12 protein-coding genes are annotated in these 18,687 nt (G+C 69.9%); 5 read left to right on the top strand and 7 right to left on the bottom strand.

Going from position 1 to position 18,687, the window contains the following annotated elements:
• Positions 1 to 11: 11 nt before the first annotated feature.
• Positions 12 to 2,828, bottom strand: a complete 2,817-nt coding sequence (locus tag AB0C28_RS48585; RefSeq protein WP_357862239.1) for a glycoside hydrolase N-terminal domain-containing protein — start codon at positions 2,826 to 2,828, stop codon at positions 12 to 14.
• A gap of 689 nt (positions 2,829 to 3,517) precedes the next feature.
• Here AB0C28_RS48585 and AB0C28_RS48580 point away from each other — a divergent pair.
• The 4 genes from AB0C28_RS48580 to AB0C28_RS48565 all read left to right on the top strand — a co-directional run bounded on the left by AB0C28_RS48580 (position 3,518) and on the right by AB0C28_RS48565 (position 11,476).
• The gene (locus tag AB0C28_RS48580) at positions 3,518 to 6,244 is read left to right on the top strand and encodes a beta-L-arabinofuranosidase domain-containing protein (RefSeq protein ID WP_358083163.1); all 2,727 of its coding nucleotides are present in this window, start codon (positions 3,518 to 3,520) and stop codon (positions 6,242 to 6,244) included.
• Positions 6,241 to 8,256: an RICIN domain-containing protein gene (locus AB0C28_RS48575; protein ID WP_357862235.1), complete on the top strand. Its 2,016-nt coding sequence runs from the start codon at positions 6,241 to 6,243 to the stop codon at positions 8,254 to 8,256. Before AB0C28_RS48580 ends, AB0C28_RS48575 begins: the two co-directional genes overlap by 4 nt.
• Positions 8,257 to 8,271: 15 nt before the next feature.
• Positions 8,272 to 9,723: a non-reducing end alpha-L-arabinofuranosidase family hydrolase gene (locus tag AB0C28_RS48570; protein WP_357862233.1), complete on the top strand. Its 1,452-nt coding sequence runs from the start codon at positions 8,272 to 8,274 to the stop codon at positions 9,721 to 9,723.
• A 109-nt stretch (positions 9,724 to 9,832) separates the two neighbouring features.
• Positions 9,833 to 11,476, top strand: coding sequence for a ricin-type beta-trefoil lectin domain protein (locus tag AB0C28_RS48565; RefSeq protein WP_358083160.1), 1,644 nt, complete (start codon positions 9,833 to 9,835; stop codon positions 11,474 to 11,476).
• 71 nt (positions 11,477 to 11,547) lie between these two features.
• Here AB0C28_RS48565 and AB0C28_RS48560 read toward each other — a convergent pair whose 3' ends face one another.
• From AB0C28_RS48560 to AB0C28_RS48545, 4 genes are all read right to left on the bottom strand, one after another.
• A complete protein-coding gene (locus tag AB0C28_RS48560; RefSeq protein ID WP_357862229.1) occupies positions 11,548 to 11,877 on the bottom strand; it encodes a hypothetical protein in 330 nt (109 codons plus the stop codon).
• A gap of 160 nt (positions 11,878 to 12,037) precedes the next feature.
• Positions 12,038 to 14,086, bottom strand: a complete 2,049-nt coding sequence (locus AB0C28_RS48555; RefSeq protein WP_358083157.1) for a DNA/RNA non-specific endonuclease — start codon at positions 14,084 to 14,086, stop codon at positions 12,038 to 12,040.
• Between the two features lie 113 nt (positions 14,087 to 14,199).
• A complete protein-coding gene (locus AB0C28_RS48550) occupies positions 14,200 to 14,709 on the bottom strand; it encodes a helix-turn-helix domain-containing protein (RefSeq protein ID WP_358083154.1) in 510 nt (169 codons plus the stop codon).
• Positions 14,710 to 14,916: 207 nt separating this feature from the next.
• A complete protein-coding gene (locus tag AB0C28_RS48545) occupies positions 14,917 to 15,534 on the bottom strand; it encodes a TetR/AcrR family transcriptional regulator (RefSeq protein WP_358083150.1) in 618 nt (205 codons plus the stop codon).
• A 132-nt stretch (positions 15,535 to 15,666) separates the two neighbouring features.
• On the opposite strand from AB0C28_RS48545, the gene AB0C28_RS48540 reads away from it, so the two are divergent.
• Positions 15,667 to 16,317 (top strand): methyltransferase domain-containing protein, encoded by a 651-nt coding sequence (locus tag AB0C28_RS48540; protein ID WP_358083147.1) that lies wholly within the window; start codon positions 15,667 to 15,669, stop codon positions 16,315 to 16,317.
• Positions 16,318 to 16,372: 55 nt separating this feature from the next.
• Here the strand turns inward: AB0C28_RS48540 and AB0C28_RS48535 are convergent, their stop codons facing one another.
• Together AB0C28_RS48535 and AB0C28_RS48530 are read right to left on the bottom strand one after the other, a co-directional pair.
• Positions 16,373 to 17,080: a helix-turn-helix domain-containing protein gene (locus AB0C28_RS48535; RefSeq protein ID WP_357862219.1), complete on the bottom strand. Its 708-nt coding sequence runs from the start codon at positions 17,078 to 17,080 to the stop codon at positions 16,373 to 16,375.
• A 79-nt stretch (positions 17,081 to 17,159) separates the two neighbouring features.
• Positions 17,160 to 18,668, bottom strand: coding sequence for an FAD-binding protein (locus tag AB0C28_RS48530; protein ID WP_358083144.1), 1,509 nt, complete (start codon positions 18,666 to 18,668; stop codon positions 17,160 to 17,162).
• Positions 18,669 to 18,687 lie beyond the last annotated feature (19 nt).

Below are 18,687 nucleotides of genomic sequence, written 5' to 3'. Positions count from 1 at the left end.
CCGACCGACCGTCAGGAGATGATGGTCCACTGGTTGTTGGTGCTGCTGTTCGGCGCCCACATCGCCACGGTGGAGCCGGCGGCGCCGTTGCCCATCCCGTCGAGAGCGGTCCCGGTGCCCCGGTTGATGATCTGATACCGCCCTTGTGTCACCGCGTTGAGCCGCCACTGCTGGTTGTCGCCGCCGTTCCAGGGCGCCTGCCGCGCGCTCGCGCCGTTCGCGGTGGCGCCCCAGCTGTCGATGACCATGCCGTTGGTGCGGTTGACGATGCGGTACCAGCCGCCGCCCAGGTCGAGGAGCTGCCACTGCAGGTTGGTGCTGCCGTCGTAGGTCCACTGCTTGAGCACCGAACCGGCGGCGACGTTGCCGCCGCTGTCCAGGACGAGGCCGGTGGTGACGTTGGCGATGCGGACGTAGGCGGCGGGTGCGGCGGTCACCGTGACGCGGTAGGCGCGGCCGGCCGTGCCGATCAGGGTGACGACGTCCGGCTCGGGGCGGGTGACCGTGACGGCGCCGCCGGTCGTGGTGTCGGTCACCTGGACGGTTCCGGCGAACGAGCGGCTGCGGACATTGACCGTCGCGTCCCGGTCGAAGCCGATGACGACGTCGGTGGCCGCGCCGGACCTCCAGGTCGCGTCCACGGTGTGGCCGCCGCGTCCGCGCAGGCCCCGCACCGTGCCGGCCGGCCAGGCGGACGGCAGGGCCGGCAGCACGTGCAGCTCGCCGGTGTGGCTCTGCAGCAGCATCTCGGCGATGCCGGACGTGGCGCCGAAGTTGCCGTCGATCTGGAACGGGGGATGCAGGTCGAACAGGTTGGGCGCGAGCCGGTCCGTCCGGACCAGGAGGCGGAGCAGCGCGTGCGCCCGGCTTCCCTCCTCCAGGCGCGCCCAGTAGTTGATCTTCCAGGCGAGTGACCAGCCGGTGCCGTCGTCGCCGCGTAGTTCGAGGGTGCGCCGGGCGGCGGTGTGCAGGGCCGGGGTGCCGCGTCTGGTGATCTGGTTGCTCGGGTGCAGGCCGTAGAGGTGGGAGACGTGCCGGTGGTTGGTCTCGGGCTCGATCCAGTCGTACAGCCACTCCTGGATGTTGCCGCGCGAGCCGATCTTCATCGGCGGCAGCCGGTCGCGGGCAGCCAGGACCTGCGTCCTGAAGCCGGCGTCGGTGCCGAGCTTCTGAGCGGCCTTGGCGCAGCCGTCGAACAGGTCGCGCAGGATCTGGTTGTCCATCGTGGGCCCGGCGCAGACGCTGGCGTCCTGGTGATGGCCCAGCTCCGGTGAGTTCGACGGGTTCGTGACCAGGTAGCCGAGATTCGGTTCGCGTACGAGGGTGTCGAGGAAGAACTGCGCGGCGCCCTTCATGGCCGGGTAGTACCGCCGGAGGAAGTCGAGGTCGCCGGTGAAGGTGTAGTGGTCCCAGATCAGGGTGGCCAGCCAGGCGCCGCCGGTCTGCCACATGCCCCAGAACGCGCCGTCCACGACCGACGTCCCCCGCCAGGCGTCGGTGTTGTGGTGGGTCATCCAGCCGCCGGCGTCGTACTGCGCCCGGGCCGTGCGGGCGCCGCTGACCGTGAGGTCCTCGATCATCGCGAAGACCGGCTCGTAGCATTCCGCCAGGTTCGTGGTGTCGGCCGGCCAGTAGTTCATCGGCAGGTTGGCGTTGATCGTGTACTTGGAGTCCCACGCCGGCGTCAGCGAGTCGTTCCAGATGCCCTGCAGGTTGGCCGGTTGGGTGCCGGGCCGGGAGGAGGAGATCAGCAGGTAACGGCCGAACTGGAACAGCAGCGCGGAGAACTGCGGGTCGTCGGTGCTCGCGTGCTGCGCGATCCGTACGTCGGTCGGCTGGTCGGCGGCCGCGGTACGGCCGAGGTCGAGCGTCGTGCGCTCGAACAGCCGCCGGTAGTCGGCGACGTGCCGCTCGCGCAGGTCGTCGTAGGCCCGGCCGGCCGCGGCGTCGAGATGGCGCCGGGCGATGGCCTGGTGGTCGCCGCCGACGTCGCGCCAGTCGACGCGGCTGGAGCCGATGGAGATCAGCACGGTCACGCTGTCGGCGTCGCGGACCTGCAGCGTCCCGCCGGAACTGCTGACGCCGCCGCCCTCGGCGACGGCCCGGGCCAGGGCGAGGAACCTGACGGAGCCGGTTACGCCCTCCATGTCTCCGGAGACGCCCTCGAGCGCCACGGTGGACCCGTCCGGGCTGGTGCGCGTCGTGCGCTGAGGGCTGCCGAACGTCGCGGAGAACGTGATCGAGCCGGGCCTGTCGGCGGTCAGGCGGATGGCGATAACCTGGTCGGGCGCGCTCGCGAGTGCCTCGCGCCGGTAGCGCACACCGTTGCGCAGGTAGGACACGGCCGTGGTGGCCGTGGTCAGGTCCAGATGGCGGCGGTACTCCGAGACGCCGCCGGCGCCGCCGAACGTCAGGCGCAGGTCGCCGACGGTCTGGTAGGCCAGTTGGCCGGCCGGGGCGCCGAGCATGTTCTGGTCGATCAGGGCCTGGGCCTGGGCCCACTGGTTCTGGAACACCAGCTCCCTGATCCGCCCCAGCGCCGCTGCGCCTCGGGGGTTGCTCTGGTCGTACGGCCCGCCCGCCCAGACGGTGTCCTCGTTGAGCTGCAGCCGCTCGGTGTCGGTGCCGCCGAACACCATGGCGCCCAGGCGGCCGTTGCCGATCGGCAGCGCTCTCAGCCAGTCCGTACCGGCGCTCTCGTCGTACCACAGGGCCAGGTCGCCGGCGGCGCGCACCTCCGCAGGGGGCGCCGGGGCGGCCCGGGCGGCGGCCGTCCAGGACAGCGGCACCATCGCGGCTCCGGCACCGGCCGCGCCGAACCTCAGCACTTGTCTTCGCGATAAATCCGACATAACGCTCTCGTTCTCCGCACGGGCGTGCGGGCTCTGGACGGGCGTGCGGGCTCTGGACGAGTGGTGCGGGATGTCGCGGCCGACTTCCTGGAGGAAGGTAAAGGCCTCTGACGCGACTCGTCAACCAGGCGCGGCCGGAAAATTAACTAAGATCATCGAGTTCGCACCAACGCTCCCCGGCCCCCGCCGCCCGCGCCGCAGAACGCGCCTCGCGGTATCGCACCCCGCACCCGGCGGGTGCCTTTCACCACGTCAGGCCTACTGCGGCAGCATTCAGGACCAGTCCAGCGTGAAGAGCTCAACCCGCCTCGCCGGCCACCGCGTCGCCCGTCCGGCCGGGCGGCTCCGCCGATGCGAGCACGACTCCTCCGCAACGTAACTTCGAATTCTTCGCAAGTTATCTCTTGCCAACCGATAACTCCTGTGAAACTTTCACTTGCACGGGCGGTGCGCCGTGATATCCCCGGAGACGAGAAACTCCAGGCAGGACGGGCGTTCCCGCGAGTTCCGCGGCGCAACCCGGGTCGGCAGGGGCTTCCCCTCGTTGACGTCAGGCCGGACCGTCGGATGTACTCCGCCACAACGCCCTCACCGGAGGAGACCCCCGTACCCCTGCAACCCGGAATGTTAGCGCTAACATCACATTGGGAAGCCAAGGAGTCCGCATGTCCTTGAGCCGCCGCCGGCTTCTGCAGGCCGCGGGCACGACCGCAGCGCTCTCGGCCACCGGCCAGTCGACCGGCATGTCCCCCGCCCTGGCCGCGATCCCCTGGGCCAGATCAGACCTCGGCGTGTCGGCCTACGAGTTCGACCTCGGCCAGGTCCGGCTGGCCTCCGGCCGCCTCCTGGACAATCAGAACCGCACACTGAGCTACCTGCGCTTCGTCGACGTCGACCGGCTCCTGTACGTCTTCCGCGCCAACCACCGGCTGTCCACCGGCGGCGCGGCGGCCAACGGCGGCTGGGACGCGCCCACCTTCCCGTTCCGTTCCCACATGCAGGGCCACTTCCTGACGGCGTGGGCGCAGGCGTACGCGGTGCTCGGCGACACCACCTGCCGGGACAAGGCCACCCACATGGTGGCCGAGCTGGCGAAATGCCAGGCCAACAACGGCGCCGCCGGGTTCACCAGCGGTTACCTGTCCGGCTTTCCCGAGTCGGACATCACCGCCGTGGAGAACCGCACGCTGAGCAACGGCAACGTGCCGTACTACTGCGTCCACAAGACCATGGCCGGGCTGCTGGACGTCTGGCGGCTGATCGGCAACACGCAGGCCAGGACCGTGCTGCTGGCCCTGGCCGGATGGGTGGACACCCGCACGTCCCGGCTGAGCACGAGCCAGATGCAGGCCATGCTCGGCACCGAGTTCGGCGGCATGAACGCGGTGCTGACGGACCTGTACCAGATGACGGGCGACTCCCGCTGGCTGGCCACTGCCCGGCGGTTCGACCACGCGGCCGTGTTCGACCCGCTGGCCGCGGGCCAGGACCGGCTCGACGGCCTGCACGCCAACACGCAGGTGCCCAAATGGATCGGGGCGGCCCGCGAGTACAAGGCGACGGGCACGACCCGCTACCGGGACATCGCCGTCAACGCCTGGTCCATCACCGTCGGCGCGCACACGTACGCGAACGGCTCCAACAGCCGGGCCGAGCACTTCCGCGCCCCCAACGCGATCGCCGGCCATCTGACCAGGGACACCGGCGAGGCGTGCAACACCTACAACATGCTCAAGCTGACCCGGGAGCTGTGGCTGCTGTCACCCGGGCGGGCCGACTACTTCGACTACTACGAGAACGCCCTGTTCAACCACCTCCTCGGCCAGCAGCGCCCGGCCGACGCGCACGGGCACGTCACCTACTTCACCCCGCTCAACCCCGGCGGGCGCCGCGGCGTCGGCCCGGCCTGGGGCGGCGGCACCTGGAGCACGGACTACAACTCCTTCTGGTGCTGCCAGGGCACCGGGATCGAGACCAACACCAAGCTGATGGACTCGATCTACTTCCACGACGGCACCACCCTGTTCGTGAATCTGTTCGTGCCCTCCACGCTCGACTGGAGCGGTCGCGGCATCACGATCACCCAGACGACCTCCTACCCCGCGAGTGACACCACGTCGCTGCGGGTCACCGGCAACGTGAGCGGGTCGTGGTCGATGCGCGTCCGCATCCCGGCCTGGACGCAGGACGCGACGATCAGCGTCAACGGCGTCCAGCAGAGCATCGCCACGACACCGGGCACGTACGCCGACCTCACCCGGTCGTGGACGGCAGGCGACACCGTGACCGTACGGCTGCCCATGCGGGTGGTCATGAAGGCCGCCAACGACAATCCGGATCTGCAGGCCGTCACCTACGGCCCGCTCGTGTTGTCGGGCGACTACGGCGACACCGCCCTGTCGGCGGCCCCCGTCCTGACCCCTTCCTCGATCTCCCGGACCAGCGCCTCCGCCCTGACTTTCACGGCCACGGCCGGCGGGGCGCAGGTGCGGCTGGAGCCGTTCTACGACGCCCACGACCACAACTACGTCGTCTACTGGAACACGAGCGGCAGGTCCGACGCGGGCGCGGCGAGCTTCCGGCTGGTCAACACGGCCAGCGGCCTGGTACTCGGCATCGAGAGCATGTCCACCGCCGACGGGGGCCCGGCCCTGCAGTGGACCGACAACGGCACCGCCGACCACGACTGGATCCCGGTCGTCGACGGCGGCGCCCTGCGCTTCCGCAACGCCCACAGCGGCAAGGTGCTCGGCGTCGAGAACATGTCGACGGCCGACGACGCCCGTGTGCTCCAGTGGGGCGACACCGGCACCGCCGATCACCGCTGGACGGTCACCGACACCGGCGACGGCTCCGTCAAGATCCGCAACGCGCACAGCGGCAAGCTGCTCGGCGTCCGGAGCGGCTCGACGGCCAACGGCGCCCAAGTGGTGCAGGATGCCGACAACGGCAGCCCGGACAACCAGTGGCGTTTCATGCCGAACGGCGCGCGCCGCCTGCAGAACGTGGGCACCGGCATGGTGCTCGGCGTCACCGGCATGTCCACGGCCGACGGCGCGCTCGTCGTCCAGTGGGGCGACAGCGGTACCACCGACCACCTGTGGACGGCGGTCACCGACGCCGGCGGCTACCTGCGGCTGCGTAACTCCCACAGCCAGAAGGTGCTGGGCGTGGAGAACATGGGCACCGCCGGCGGCTCGCGCGTCGTGCAGTGGGCCGACAACGGCACCGCCGACCACCGCTGGCGGCTGCGCTACGGGACGGGCGCCGCCTTCCGCGTCCAGTGCGCCAACGGTGGCCGGGTCCTCGGCCTGGCCGGCGCAGCGCAGGGCGCGCAGGTCGTGCTCGCCGACGACAACGGGGCCGACACCAATCTCTGGAGGTTTCTGTGAGGCGCCTGCTCGCGATCCTGTCGTCCCTGCTCATCGTCGGGGTGTTCCTCCCGCCTCAGGCGTCGGCCGCGACGGTCGACACGAACGCCTGGTACGTCCTCGTCAACCGCAACAGCGGCAAGGCGCTGGACGTCTACAACCTGGCCACCAACGACGGCGCCCGCATCACCCAATGGAGCCGCAACAACCAGAACCAGCAGCAGTGGCAGTTCGTCGACTCCGGCGGCGGCTACTACCGCGTCAAATCCCGCCACTCCGGCAAGGTCCTCGACGTCTCCGGCTTCTCCACCACCAACGGCGGCGCCATCGTCCAATGGGCCGACCTCAACGGCACCAACCAGCAATGGCGACTCGCCGACAGCAGCGACGGCCACGTCAGACTCATCTCCCGCCACAGCGGCAAAGCCCTCGAAGTCCAAGGCGCCGCCACCACCGACAACGCCAACATCGTCCAGTACGACGACTGGGGCGGCGCCAACCAGCAATGGCAACTCGTCCGCGTGGACGGCGGCGGCAGCAGCGGCTTCAGCAACCCGGTCGTCTGGCAGGACTTCGCCGACGGCGACATCATCCGGGTCGGCGACGCCTACTACTACTCGGCCTCCACGATGCACTACTCGCCGGGCGCGCCGATCCTGCGCTCGTACAACCTGGTCGACTGGGAGTACGCCGGCCACTCGGTGCCGAGGCTCGACTTCGGGTCGGGCGCGTACGACCTCAACGGCGGCCGGGCGTACGTGAAGGGCATCTGGGCCTCGACCCTGAACTACCGGCCCAGCACCAGCACGTACTACTGGATCGGCTGCGTCGAGTTCAACCGCACCTACGTCTACACCGCCTCCGCCGTGGACGGCACCTGGACCAAGCGCTCGCAGATCAACAACTGCTACTACGACGCCGGCCTGCTGATCGACAACGACGACACCATGTACGTCGCCTACGGCAACGGCACCATCAGCGTCGCCCAACTCTCGGCCGACGGGCTCGGCCAGGTGCGGGCCCAGCAGGTGTTCCAGACCCCGAGCAGCGTCGGCACCCTGGAGGGTGCCCGGTTCTACAAGCGGAACGGCTACTACTACATCTGGCTGACCCGCCCCGCCAACGGCCAGTACGTGCTCCGCTCCACCTCGCCGTGGGGCCCGTACGAGATGCGCCAGGTCCTGCTGAACCTGCCCGGCCCCATCTCCGGCGGCGGCGTCCCGCACCAGGGCGGGCTCGTCCAGACGCAGAACGGCGACTGGTACTACATGTCGTTCGTGGACGCCTACCCAGGCGGCCGCGTGCCCGCCCTCGCACCGATCACCTGGACCGGCGACTGGCCCACCCTCCAGACCGTCAACGGCGGCTGGGGAGCCACCTACCCCAAGCCGAACATCCAGACCAGCCGCACCGTCGCCTCCATGACCGGCCCCGACACCTTCACCTCGGGCAGTCTCGGCCACCGATGGGAGTGGAACCACAACCCCGACACCAGCCGCTTCTCCACCGGTAACGGCCTGCGCCTGCAGACCGCGACCGTCACCGGCGACCTCTACAACGCCCGGAACACGCTGACCCACCGCATCCAGGGCCCGTCGTCCACGGCCACGATCGAACTCGACTACACCCAGATGGGCAACGGCGACCGCGCCGGGCTGGCCATGCTGCGCGACCAGTCGGCCTGGATCGGCGTCAAACGCGACAACGGCGTCAACCGGGTCGTCATGACCAACGGCCTGACCATGAACAGCTCGTGGCAGACCACCGGCACCGGCACCGAGGCGGCGAGCGCGACCGTCTCGGGCGGCCGGATCTGGCTGCGGGCGACCGCCGACATCCGGCCGGGGTCCGGCCGGCAAGCCCGCTTCTCCTACAGCACCGACGGCAGCACGTTCGTGAGTCTCGGCCCGGCGTTCACATTGAACAACGCCTGGCAGTTCTTCATGGGCTACCGCTTCGGGATCTTCAACTACGCCACCCAGTCCCTCGGCGGCGCGATCACCGTGCGCCGCTTCGACCTCACCACTCCCTGACCGAAAGGCACAGCCGTGAGATTCAGATTCCCGACCGTCCTGGCGGCGGTGGCCACCTTACTGGCGAGCCTGCTCATCGCCACGCAACCCGCCGGCGCCGCCACCGTCGACACGAACGCCTGGTACGTCCTCGTCAACCGCAACAGCGGCAAGGCGCTGGATGTCTACAACCTGGCCACCAACGACGGCGCCCGCATCACCCAATGGAGCCGCAACAACCAGAACCAGCAGCAGTGGCAGTTCGTCGACTCCGGCGGCGGCTACTACCGCGTCAAATCCCGCCACTCCGGCAAGGTCCTCGACGTCTCCGGCTTCTCCACCACCAACGGCGGCGCCATCGTCCAATGGGCCGACCTCAACGGCACCAACCAGCAATGGCGACTCGCCGACAGCAGCGACGGCCACGTCAGACTCATCTCCCGCCACAGCGGCAAAGCCCTCGAAGTCCAAGGCGCCGCCACCACCGACAACGCCAACATCGTCCAGTACGACGACTGGGGCGGCGCCAACCAGCAATGGCAACTCGTCCGCGTGGACGGCGGCGGCAGCGACCCCGGCACGTGCGACCTTCCGTCGTCCTACCGCTGGTCGTCGACCGGCGTGCTGGCGAACCCGCGGTCGGGCTGGGTCTCGCTCAAGGACTTCACCGTCGCCCCCTACAACGGCCGCCATCTCGTGTACGCCACCACCCACGACACGGGCACCCGGTGGGGCTCGATGAACTTCGGCCTGTTCGGCAACTGGTCGGAGATGGCCTCGGCGAGCCAGAACGCGATGTCCAACGCCACGGTCGCACCCACGTTGTTCTACTTCGCGCCGCGGAACATCTGGGTGCTGGCCTACCAGTGGGGCAGCACCGCCTTCTCGTACCGCACCTCCAGCGACCCCACCAACCCGAACGGCTGGTCGGCACAGCAGACGCTCTTCTCCGGCACCATCTCCGGCTCCGGCACGGGCCCCATCGACCAGACGGTCATCGGTGACAGCACGAACATGTACCTGTTCTTCGCCGGCGACAACGGCAAGATCTACCGGGCCAGCATGCCGATCGGGAACTTCCCCGGCAGCTTCGGCAGCACCTCGACCGTGATCATGAGTGACAGCACGAACAACCTGTTCGAGGCCGTCCAGGTCTACAAGCTCCAGGGCCTGAACAAGTACCTGATGATCGTCGAGGCGATCGGTTCGCAGGGCCGCTACTTCCGCTCGTTCACCGCCACCAGCCTGAACGGCTCCTGGACGCCGCAGGCCGCCACCGAGTCGAACCCCTTCGCCGGCAAGGCCAACAGCGGCGCCACCTGGACCAACGACATCAGCCACGGCGAGCTCATCCGGACCAGCGCCGACCAGACCTTCACCGTCGACCCCTGCAACCTGCAACTGCTCTACCAGGGCCGCAGCCCCGGCTCCGGCGGCGACTACGGCCTGCTGCCCTACCGGCCGGGCCTGCTGACGCTGCAACGATGACGGCCTGACCCGTTCCGCCCTGGTCCATCAGCGAACCGGGTCCTGGACACGGCGTCTGGGAGCTTCAGCCGTGTCCAGGACCCACGCCCCCCACTGAGGAGAGACATCGATGACCAGCAGGAGACGAACGCGCTTCTCCCTCGCCCTGACCACGATGCTGACCCTGACGGCAGCGGCCGTCGCGGTCGGCCCGTCCCTGCCGGCGCAGGCGCTGGAGAACGGCGTGGGCCGCACCCCGCCGATGGGCTGGAACACCTGGAACACCTTTGGGTGCAACATCAGCGAGACGCTGATCAAGCAGACGGCCGACGCGATCGTCAGCTCCGGCATGCGCGACCTGGGCTACCAGTACGTCGTGGTCGACGACTGCTGGTTCGACCCCAACCGCGACTCATCCGGAAACCTCCAGGCCAACCTGTCCCGGTTCCCGAGCGGCATGAAGGCGCTCGGCGACTACCTGCACGCCAGGAACCTGAAGTTCGGCCTCTACCAGGCGCCGCTGGACCGGACCTGCGCCCAGTACTTCGGCTCCTACCCGGGCGCGACCGGCAGCCTCGGCCACGAGGTCCAGGACGCCCGGCAGTTCGCCGCCTGGGGCGTCGACTACCTCAAGTACGACTGGTGTTCCCCCACCGGCACCATCGACGACCAGGTGCGCACCTTCGCGAAGATGCGCGACGCGCTGGCCGCCACCGGTCGGCCGATCCTCTACAGCATCAACCCCAACAGCATCCACGAGAAGACCGGCCCGCAGCGCGACTGGGGCGACGTCGCCAACATCTGGCGCACGACCGAGGACATCACCAACGCCTGGAACACAGGGCAGACCAACGGGTACCCGATGGGCATCCAGAACATCGTCAATGTCAACGTCCCGCTCGCCGGCCGCGCCCGGCCGGGGCAGTTCAACGACCCCGACATGATGGTCGTCGGCCGGGGCAACATGAACGACACCGAGATGCGCAGTCACTTCGCCCTCTGGGCCGTCATGGCCGCCCCGCTCATCGCCGGCAACGACGTCCGCAACATGGACAACGCCACCTCGGCGATCCTCAAGAACACGAACCTCGTCGCCATCAACCAGGACCCGCTCGGTCTGCAGGCCACCCAGGTCAGCAATGACGGCACCCGCCGCGTCCTGGCCAAACGGCTGAACAACGGCGACGTCGCGGTCGCCCTGTTCAACCAGGGCGGCAGCACCACCACGATCAGCACCACCGCCTCCGCCATCGGCCTGACCGGCGGCCCGTTCACGCTCCGTGATGCCTGGACGAACGCCGTCACCACGACGACCGGCGCCATCTCGGCGAGCGTCCCCGCACACGGCACCGCCGTGTACCGGGTCAGCGGCGGCACCCCCGCCCCGTCCGCCACCCGCCTCCAGGGCGCCGGCTCCGGCCGGTGCCTCGACGTGACCGGCGCCTCCCAGGCCAACGGCACCCAGGTGGTCATCTGGGACTGCCACCAGCAGACCAACCAGCAATGGACGAGCACGGCCGCCGGTGAACTGCGCGTCTACGGCACCAAGTGCCTGGACGTCCACAACGCCGGCACCGCCGACGGCAGCGGCGTCATCATCTGGGACTGCAACGGCCAGAGCAACCAGAAATGGCGCTTCAACACGGACGGCAGCATCACCGCGGTCGGCGCGAACAAGTGCCTGGACGTAGCGGGCAACGCCACGGCCAACGGCACCAGACTGCAAATCTGGACCTGCACAGGCGCCGCCAACCAACGCTGGTCCCGGACGTAGAGACCGCCCGCAGGCGAAGTGGGCCGGTAGCTCCTTCATCAACGGTAGGTACCGTGATGGTCCTCCGGAGATCAGCTGTCCGCCGAACCGGGCCAATGCCGCGTCGGAGGTGACAGCAGTTCTTGGAAGAGGCTGAGCGGCACCGGCCCACGGTGCAGAACGTGTGGCACGTCGCCCCAAGGCAGCAGCGGTTCGTCTGAGCCGAGGTTTCGGAGCCGCTCAAGAGCGCGGTTGGTCACCTCGGAGACCGCCCGCAGCGTGGCGGTGGTCAGCGGGAGGTAGTCGTCTTCGCTGCCGGGATCGGCGGTCCGGGCTCCCGGTGTGACACGCATGAGCCGGATGCAGCATCGCGCCGGGTCAAGCTGCGAGGCGTCGAGTGTCCAGAGCGGCACGTCGCCCATGCGCCGCCCGAACTCCGTACCGCGTCGAACAACACCGTGGGGTCGAGCGGCGAAAGGAAGACCACATCAGCCCCAGCTGTCGAGCTGTTCATCGTCGTCGTGGCCGCCTCCATTGCCATCCAGCTGCGGACCGCCCGCCTCGGCCGAACCTGACCGGGCTTCAGAGGGTGAGTTCGCGCAGGTGGGTGATCTCCCTGGCGGTGGTGACCCCCTCCATCCGGGCCAGCGGGTCCGCGTCGGAGAGGGTGCCGAAGGACAGCCGGGTGAGGTCTTCGATCCGCCGGATCGGCACCTGGTACGTCTTGTAGGCGCCGTAGGAGAACTCCCCGGGAGCGGCTTCCAGGCCGTCGATGAGGTGGTCCTGGCTGAGCAGGTAGCCGGTGGCCGACAGCTCGCCGTCGTGTTTGACCATCGCCACGACCTTCCAGTACTGGCGGGGCAGCTGGACGCCTCGGTACGGGTCGTCATCGGCCGCCAGGGCCGGGCCGGTGAAGACGCTGACCTTCAGATCGCGGTTGTCGGCGTTGTCCAGGATGTAGTCCTCCAGGCCGGCCCAGGTGGTCTGGTTCTGGTTGAAGTCCTTGTGCTGCGGCGTGCAGTTGGTGAAGTGGAAGGTGTCGTCGTTGCCGCCTTTGGCGACCGCGAGGCTGGCTCCCCACGCGGGGTCCAGGCGGCGGACCAGGTGGCCCCGGTCGAGGGGGTTGTCGCGGTAGACGTCCTCGCCGGTCTGCTGGCTGTCGGGCAGGCGCGGGTCGAAGATCCAGCGGTCGGGGTCGCGGCGGATGCGCAGGCTGGTCGGGCCGTCGATGTTGACCGCGGTGAAGAAGGCCAGCCGCCGCTGCCGGTTCATCACCACGCTGAAGTGGTGGTAGTTCAGCACGTGCGACTGCCCGTCGCCGGCCTGCCGGGTGACTGCCGCCAGCGAGAGGAGATCGGGGGGCAGCGTGGGCAGCGCGACCCGATGCCCGCCCGGCAGGAAGTCCGGGTCGTAACCGCGGCGACCGGAATAGTCCGGATCTATCTGGATCGCCTCCGGCGCCGCCATGGACGGGCCGTCCACGGCGATCGGCCCAGCGAGGTGAACGGTGACGGGGGCGGTCAAGGTGAGCGTCAGCGGCGCCTGCCCCAGCGCCGGCTCGGCCGGCCGGCTGAGCGAGCCGTTCATCGAGCCGTTCATCGAGCCGTTGGTCGAAGCGGGCGGAGCCGACGGAGCCGACGGAGCCGACGGGAGGGGCATGCGTTCGGCGAGCAACCGGTCGAGCAGGGCTCGCTGCTCCGGCGGGAACGGCTGGCGGCGCAGGACGTCCAGCAGGCGGCTGATGCGCACCCCTTCGTTGATGAACCCGCCGAACTCGTCGTGCTCAGGCGCGGGAACGGCGGCGTGGTGCAGGGCCACGAGCTCCCACTGGTCGTTGAAGACCGGCGAGCCGGATGAGCCGGGCTCGGTGTCGGTCTGGTAGTGCAGGAACGACTCCAGGACGTCCACGATCCGGTTCTCCCGCAGCGCGACCTGCTTCTTCTCCCCGCCCGGATGCTGGATGATCGTGACGAAGTCGCCGACGATGGCCTTGCCCTCAGGAGCCACCAGCCGGTTGAACCCGAACCTGGCCAGCTCTGCCGGGGCGGCCTTCACCGCCACCAGCGCGAAGTCCAGCTCCCGGTCGGCGAAGAAGAACCGGCCCGGATCCAGCGGGAATGCCTGCAGCGGCCGTGGGCTGCCGTCGACGCCGTCCTGGTAGTCGAACTCGATGCTGCTGCTGCCCGCCGTGCCGGCATCGCCCAGTACGTGGTGGTTGGTGAGCAGCAGTTCGGGGCAGACCAGCGATCCGGTGCCGTACCCGTCCAGCCGCCCGCGCTCGTCGCGTACGACCACCCGCCCGACCGCTCGCGCCGCCGCCGCCCCGCCTTCGAGGTAACCGACCGGAAGCAGGTCGTTGGTCTGGATGATCCGCTCCAGCACCGCCACCGCCGCGCTCACGGCGGCCGGGTCCGCGGCGGTGAGCGCAGCGGGATCGATCGGGTGGATGTCACGGTAGTGGTGGCTGAGCCGATCGATGCGGGTGGCCACCCGTACCGGCTCATCTGCCCGGGCGATCCCGCCCGGCTCGGCGAGCAGGGCGGTCTGCCGCCGGCGCTGCTCGGTCCTGCGGGCCACCCGCGCCGCCGCGTCCTCCCGCACCCCGGCGGGCGCTCCATCGATCACTACCATGCCCTGCCCCTGTCCCCCGATGCACGGCCGGCGCTTCCCGGCCGCGGGCGTTATGCCCCGGCCAAGGTCATGGAAGTCTCCCCAACCCCTCTGACCTGCATATATATCCCGTCTCACAGGTAGGCGAGTGCTTCCCTGACGGTGAGGCGGGAGGCGCGGGCAGCGGCGGCGTCGGTGGCCAGCGCCGCGCCGAGGAGGGCGAGCACGACCCAGATCACCGCCCCGAGAGCCGAGATCCGGAACGGGATGGGCACGTTCATGAACAGGTTGCCCAGCCCGGCGCCGAGCAGCCAGGTGAGCACGACCGCCGGCACGACCGCGGCCACGCACCCGGCGACCGCCAGGAGGAGCCCCTCTGCGGCGACGATCCGGCGTACGGTGCGCGGCCGGGCCCCGATGGCGTGCATGATGCCGAACTCGCCGCTGCGCTTCCGCTCGGTGAGCATCGCCGACGACTCGGCGTAGGAGACCCGCCTGCCTTCCTGAGTGTAGGCGCGGGTGCGCTCTTCGAGGGCTTTGTTGTAGACGAGGCAGACGCAGCCGAACGTCCGGGCCAGCTGCGAGGCTTGCTCGGGGGTCGGGTAGAAGCGGTACTTGTAGGCCCGCTTCACGATCTGCACCATGCCTGGCATCCTACCGAACGATCAAGGAAAATTCGCGCACTTGTTCGATGCGGCGATTCAGCTGGCGGCCAATCGCCTGTTCCTGCCCTGCCCCGCAGGGGGCCGATTCCTCCCCCGCCTGAAGGCGGGGGTTTCCTCGGAGGTTTCTGATGAAACTCGGTCTCCGCGACCGCGTCCAGGCCGTGAGCTTCGCCTACGAGACCGGCATCAATCGCCCACGGCCGTAGGCTCCGCGCAAGCGTGCGTCGGGACGGAGCCTGCGCCGGCGTGCGGCGGGCGCGGGGCCTCGTCCGGACGTAGCGCCACGCGTACACCGGGAGTCACAGCCGCGCGGAAGGCGGCGTCCAGCTCGGCGGGCGAGGCGCCGGTCTCGCCGTCCACCCACGCCCGCATCAGCCCCATGAACGCCCCCACCACGCAGACCACCAGCAGGTCGAGCCCCGGCGACGGACGGGCGCCCGCGGCGACGAGCTCGTCCCTGACGACGGCGGCGAGCAGCTCCTCACCCCGCGCCTGCACCAACCCGCCGCTGCGCCGGCCCAGCAGCGCCCGCACCAGCCGTTCCTGCTCCCGCACGTGCTCGAACATCGGCCGGCTGAACGCGAACAGCTCCTCCGCCTCCCGCGCCGCCGGCAGCCGATGCAGGAAGGCCAGCTCGCCGAGGTTGCTGAACAGCACGTCCTGCTTGTCGGTGAAGTGCGCGTAGAAGGTGGAGCGGCCGACGTCCGCGCGGGCGATGATGTCGGTGACGGTCACCGCGTCGTAGCCCTTCTCCAGGATCAGCTCCACCAGCGCCTGCTGAACGAGCCGCCGCGTGCGTCGCACCCTCCGGTCTCCGGACACTTTCCCACCCTCTGTTCGGTACGGCACACCACGTCCGATCTGCTCGTTGACCGCGCTCTACGGGGAACGCATGCTTCATACCGAACACATCGTACGGAAACGGAGCCAACCACCATGGGACTCGGCAAGCTGCTGCACGGCCACCACGAACATGCCGACGAGGGCGGCACCATCGACCGGCCGCGCGCCTACGACGCCTTCGCCACGATCGGTTTCCTCGGCGCCCGCCGCGCCACCTTCACCCGCCTGGCCACCGCCGCCCGGCCCCGCGCCGGCGACCGCGTCCTCGACGTCGGCTGCGGCACCGGCTACCTCACCCGCATCCTCTCCCCCGTGGTCACACCCACCGGCCACGTCACCGGCCTCGACCCGTCGCCCGCGATGATCGACCACGCCCGCGGCCGCGCCTCGGCGAACTGCACGTATGTCGTCGGGGAGGGCCAGAGCCTGCCGTTCCCTGACGGCTCGTTCGACCTGGTGGTCTCCAGCCTGGCCGTGCACCACATGCCCGCCGGCGCCAGGCCCGAGGCGCTGCGGCAGATGTTCCGCGTGCTGCGCCCGGGCGGACGCCTGCTCATCGCCGAGTTCCGCCCACCGGTGAACCCGCTCGCCCGGCGCGTCATCGGCCTGCTCTCCGGCCCCGCCATGCGCCACGACCCACGGGACCTGCTCGGCACCATGATCCCCGACGCCGGCTTCCAGGTGGAGGCCGAAGGCGAACTCCCCCACCTGCTCTACTACGTCCGCGCGACCCGCCCGCAGTGACCGGCCCGCTGCGCGAGCTCCATCGAGCCACGAATGTTCCTGGACCCCGAGCGGGCTACAGCTCCCGGGCCGTGATCTGGGCCGCGGCTTCGAGCAGGCGTTTGGCTGTGCGTTCGACCTCCAGGTCCACCATCGACACGATGCCGAGGCTGGCGTCCAGCGGGTGGCCGTCGCTGTCGTACAGCGGCACCGCGACGCCCACCGCGCCCGGGGTCAAGGTGCCGCGGGAGACCGCGTAGCCGAGCTCGCGGGCCTCGACCACCGCCGGCGGGTCGCCGGCCTGGGCGGGGCGGGAGAGCATGATGGCCAGGCCGCTGGCCCCCTGGTCGAGGGGGTGGCGGGCGCCGCTGCGCTGGGAGAGGTGGAAGATGGCGTCGGGTGGCTCGACGACCGCCAGGACGACGGCGTCGGCTCCCTCCGCCACGACGCACTGCGTGGTGGCGCCGAGCTCTTCTGCCAGAGTGCGCAGGTAGGGGACGACGGCACGGCGGAGCTGCGGGTTGGCCTGCCTGGCGAGCTGGATCACGCCCAGCCCGAGCCGGTAGCGCCCCGAGCTGCCCTCCGCGGCCAGGCGGTGCAGGCGCAGCGTGGTGAGCAGGCGGTAGACGGCCTGCCGGTGCATGCCCAGCGACGTGGCCAGCTCGGCGACGGTCATGTCGCGGTCTTCGGAGGCGAGCAGCTCCAGCAGCCGCAGGCCCCGATCCAGGGTCTGCGAGCCACTGCCCTGACTCCCGCCCTCGCCGGCGCGATCACCAGTGCTCACGTCAAGCCATCCCTACCGCCGTCGGTGCCACGGACATCTGCTGTGTCTGCATGGAGCCGGCCTGATCTCACTTCGAGCGTCAACTTCCACCTACCCGGTCGGCTGCCGCGTTGCGTCCAGCGATCCGGCCGAATGCCAGGCACTCGGCGATGCTGCCACCGCCGGTCGGATAGAGCAGGCCGTGTAGTGATCCTAGCTCTCCGGCGGAGTAGAGATGGCTGATCGAACCTCCCCGTATCGACGCGACCCGAGCGTTCGCGTCACGGCGTGGACCGCCGACGGTGTGGGACCCGCCGGGCCAGAGCGGGACCGCGTAGTAGCGGTCGCCGCCGAGGGGGGTCAGCGTGACGGGATCGCGGCCGAAGTCGGCGTCGAGGCCGTTCGCGCAGTGCTCGTTGTAGCGCGCTACGGTCTGCTCCAGCACGGCGGCGTCGAGGCCGCAGACTTCGGCCAGCTCCTTGACGGAGCCGGCCGATCGGATCCAGCCTTTGCGCAGCTCGGCGACGTTGTCCTTGCTCCAGGTGTAGTCGCCGACCGGCCCGGCCGGGCCCGAGTATGTCGGGACGAGCGTCGCCCTTTCGAAACGCTCCTGGTCGAAGATCCACCAGGTGGGGATCCTCGGGTACGTGAGCGAGTCGGCGTCCATCGCCAGCAGCTCCAGGTTGGCGGCGTGCTGGCGGCCGGGCTCGCGGATGAAGCGCCGGGCCGTGCCGTCCACGAAGATCGAACCGGGCGCTCGCTCGTCCCCCGGCCCGAACCGGCCAGAGCCCCACAGGTCGATGCCCGTTCCTCCGGTGTAGCCGTCGCCGGGGAACCTGGCCACGAAATGCCCCGGCCAGACGTTCATGTGCCACAGCTCCGCGCCGGCCTCGATCGCCATGGTGATGCCGTCGCCGGTGTTGTGCTCGGTGCCGTAGAAGTGCGCGGGGGTGATCGGGAGGTACTGCGTCTTGAGTCGTTCGCTGGACTCGTAGCCGCCGACGGCCAGGATGACGCCGCGGCGTACCCCGATCCGCTCAATCCCGCTGTCATGCTCGGTCTCCACGCCGATGACCGCGCCCGTCGCGTCCGTGAGGAGCCATCGGGCCGCGGTCCCGTACCGGACCTCGATGGCGCGCTCGGCGATCAGGCCGCGCAGGAAGCCGTGCATCGGGCAGCCGGTGTAGCCCTCCGGCTCGCCCGCGGGCCGCGCCTTGTAGACCCTGATCGACTCGTGGCCGGGCAGCGACGGGTGCTCGCCGCGGATGTCCATCTTCACGTATTCGCCGCCGTGCCGGTCGAGCCAGCCCGGGTTGGCCGCCGTCTCCTCGGCCCAGGCGCGGATCAGGGCGGGATCGACCGTGGACAGCTCGCCGTTGACCGCGTACATCGCCGACAGATACTCCACCGCGCCGTCCACGTCCTCGGGCACGAGGAAGAAGCCGGCGGCGTAGCGGCTGTTGGGCCGGTGCCCCGCGGCCTGCTGCTTCTCGACGACGAGCACCTCGGCGCCCGCGTCGTGGGCGGTCACCGCGGCGACCGCGCCGGCGTCGCCCAGGCCGAGCACGACGACGTCGACGGTCCGGTCAAAGGGACCGGTGTAGTGCATGGCGACCTCCAGGACCGGG

Source organism: Nonomuraea sp. NPDC048892 (assembly GCF_040649735.1).
Taxonomy (GTDB): Bacteria; Actinomycetota; Actinomycetes; order Streptosporangiales; family Streptosporangiaceae; genus Nonomuraea; species Nonomuraea maheshkhaliensis.
Note: the sequence above shows the minus strand (reverse complement) of the source record. Positions and strands in the feature narration are given on the sequence as shown.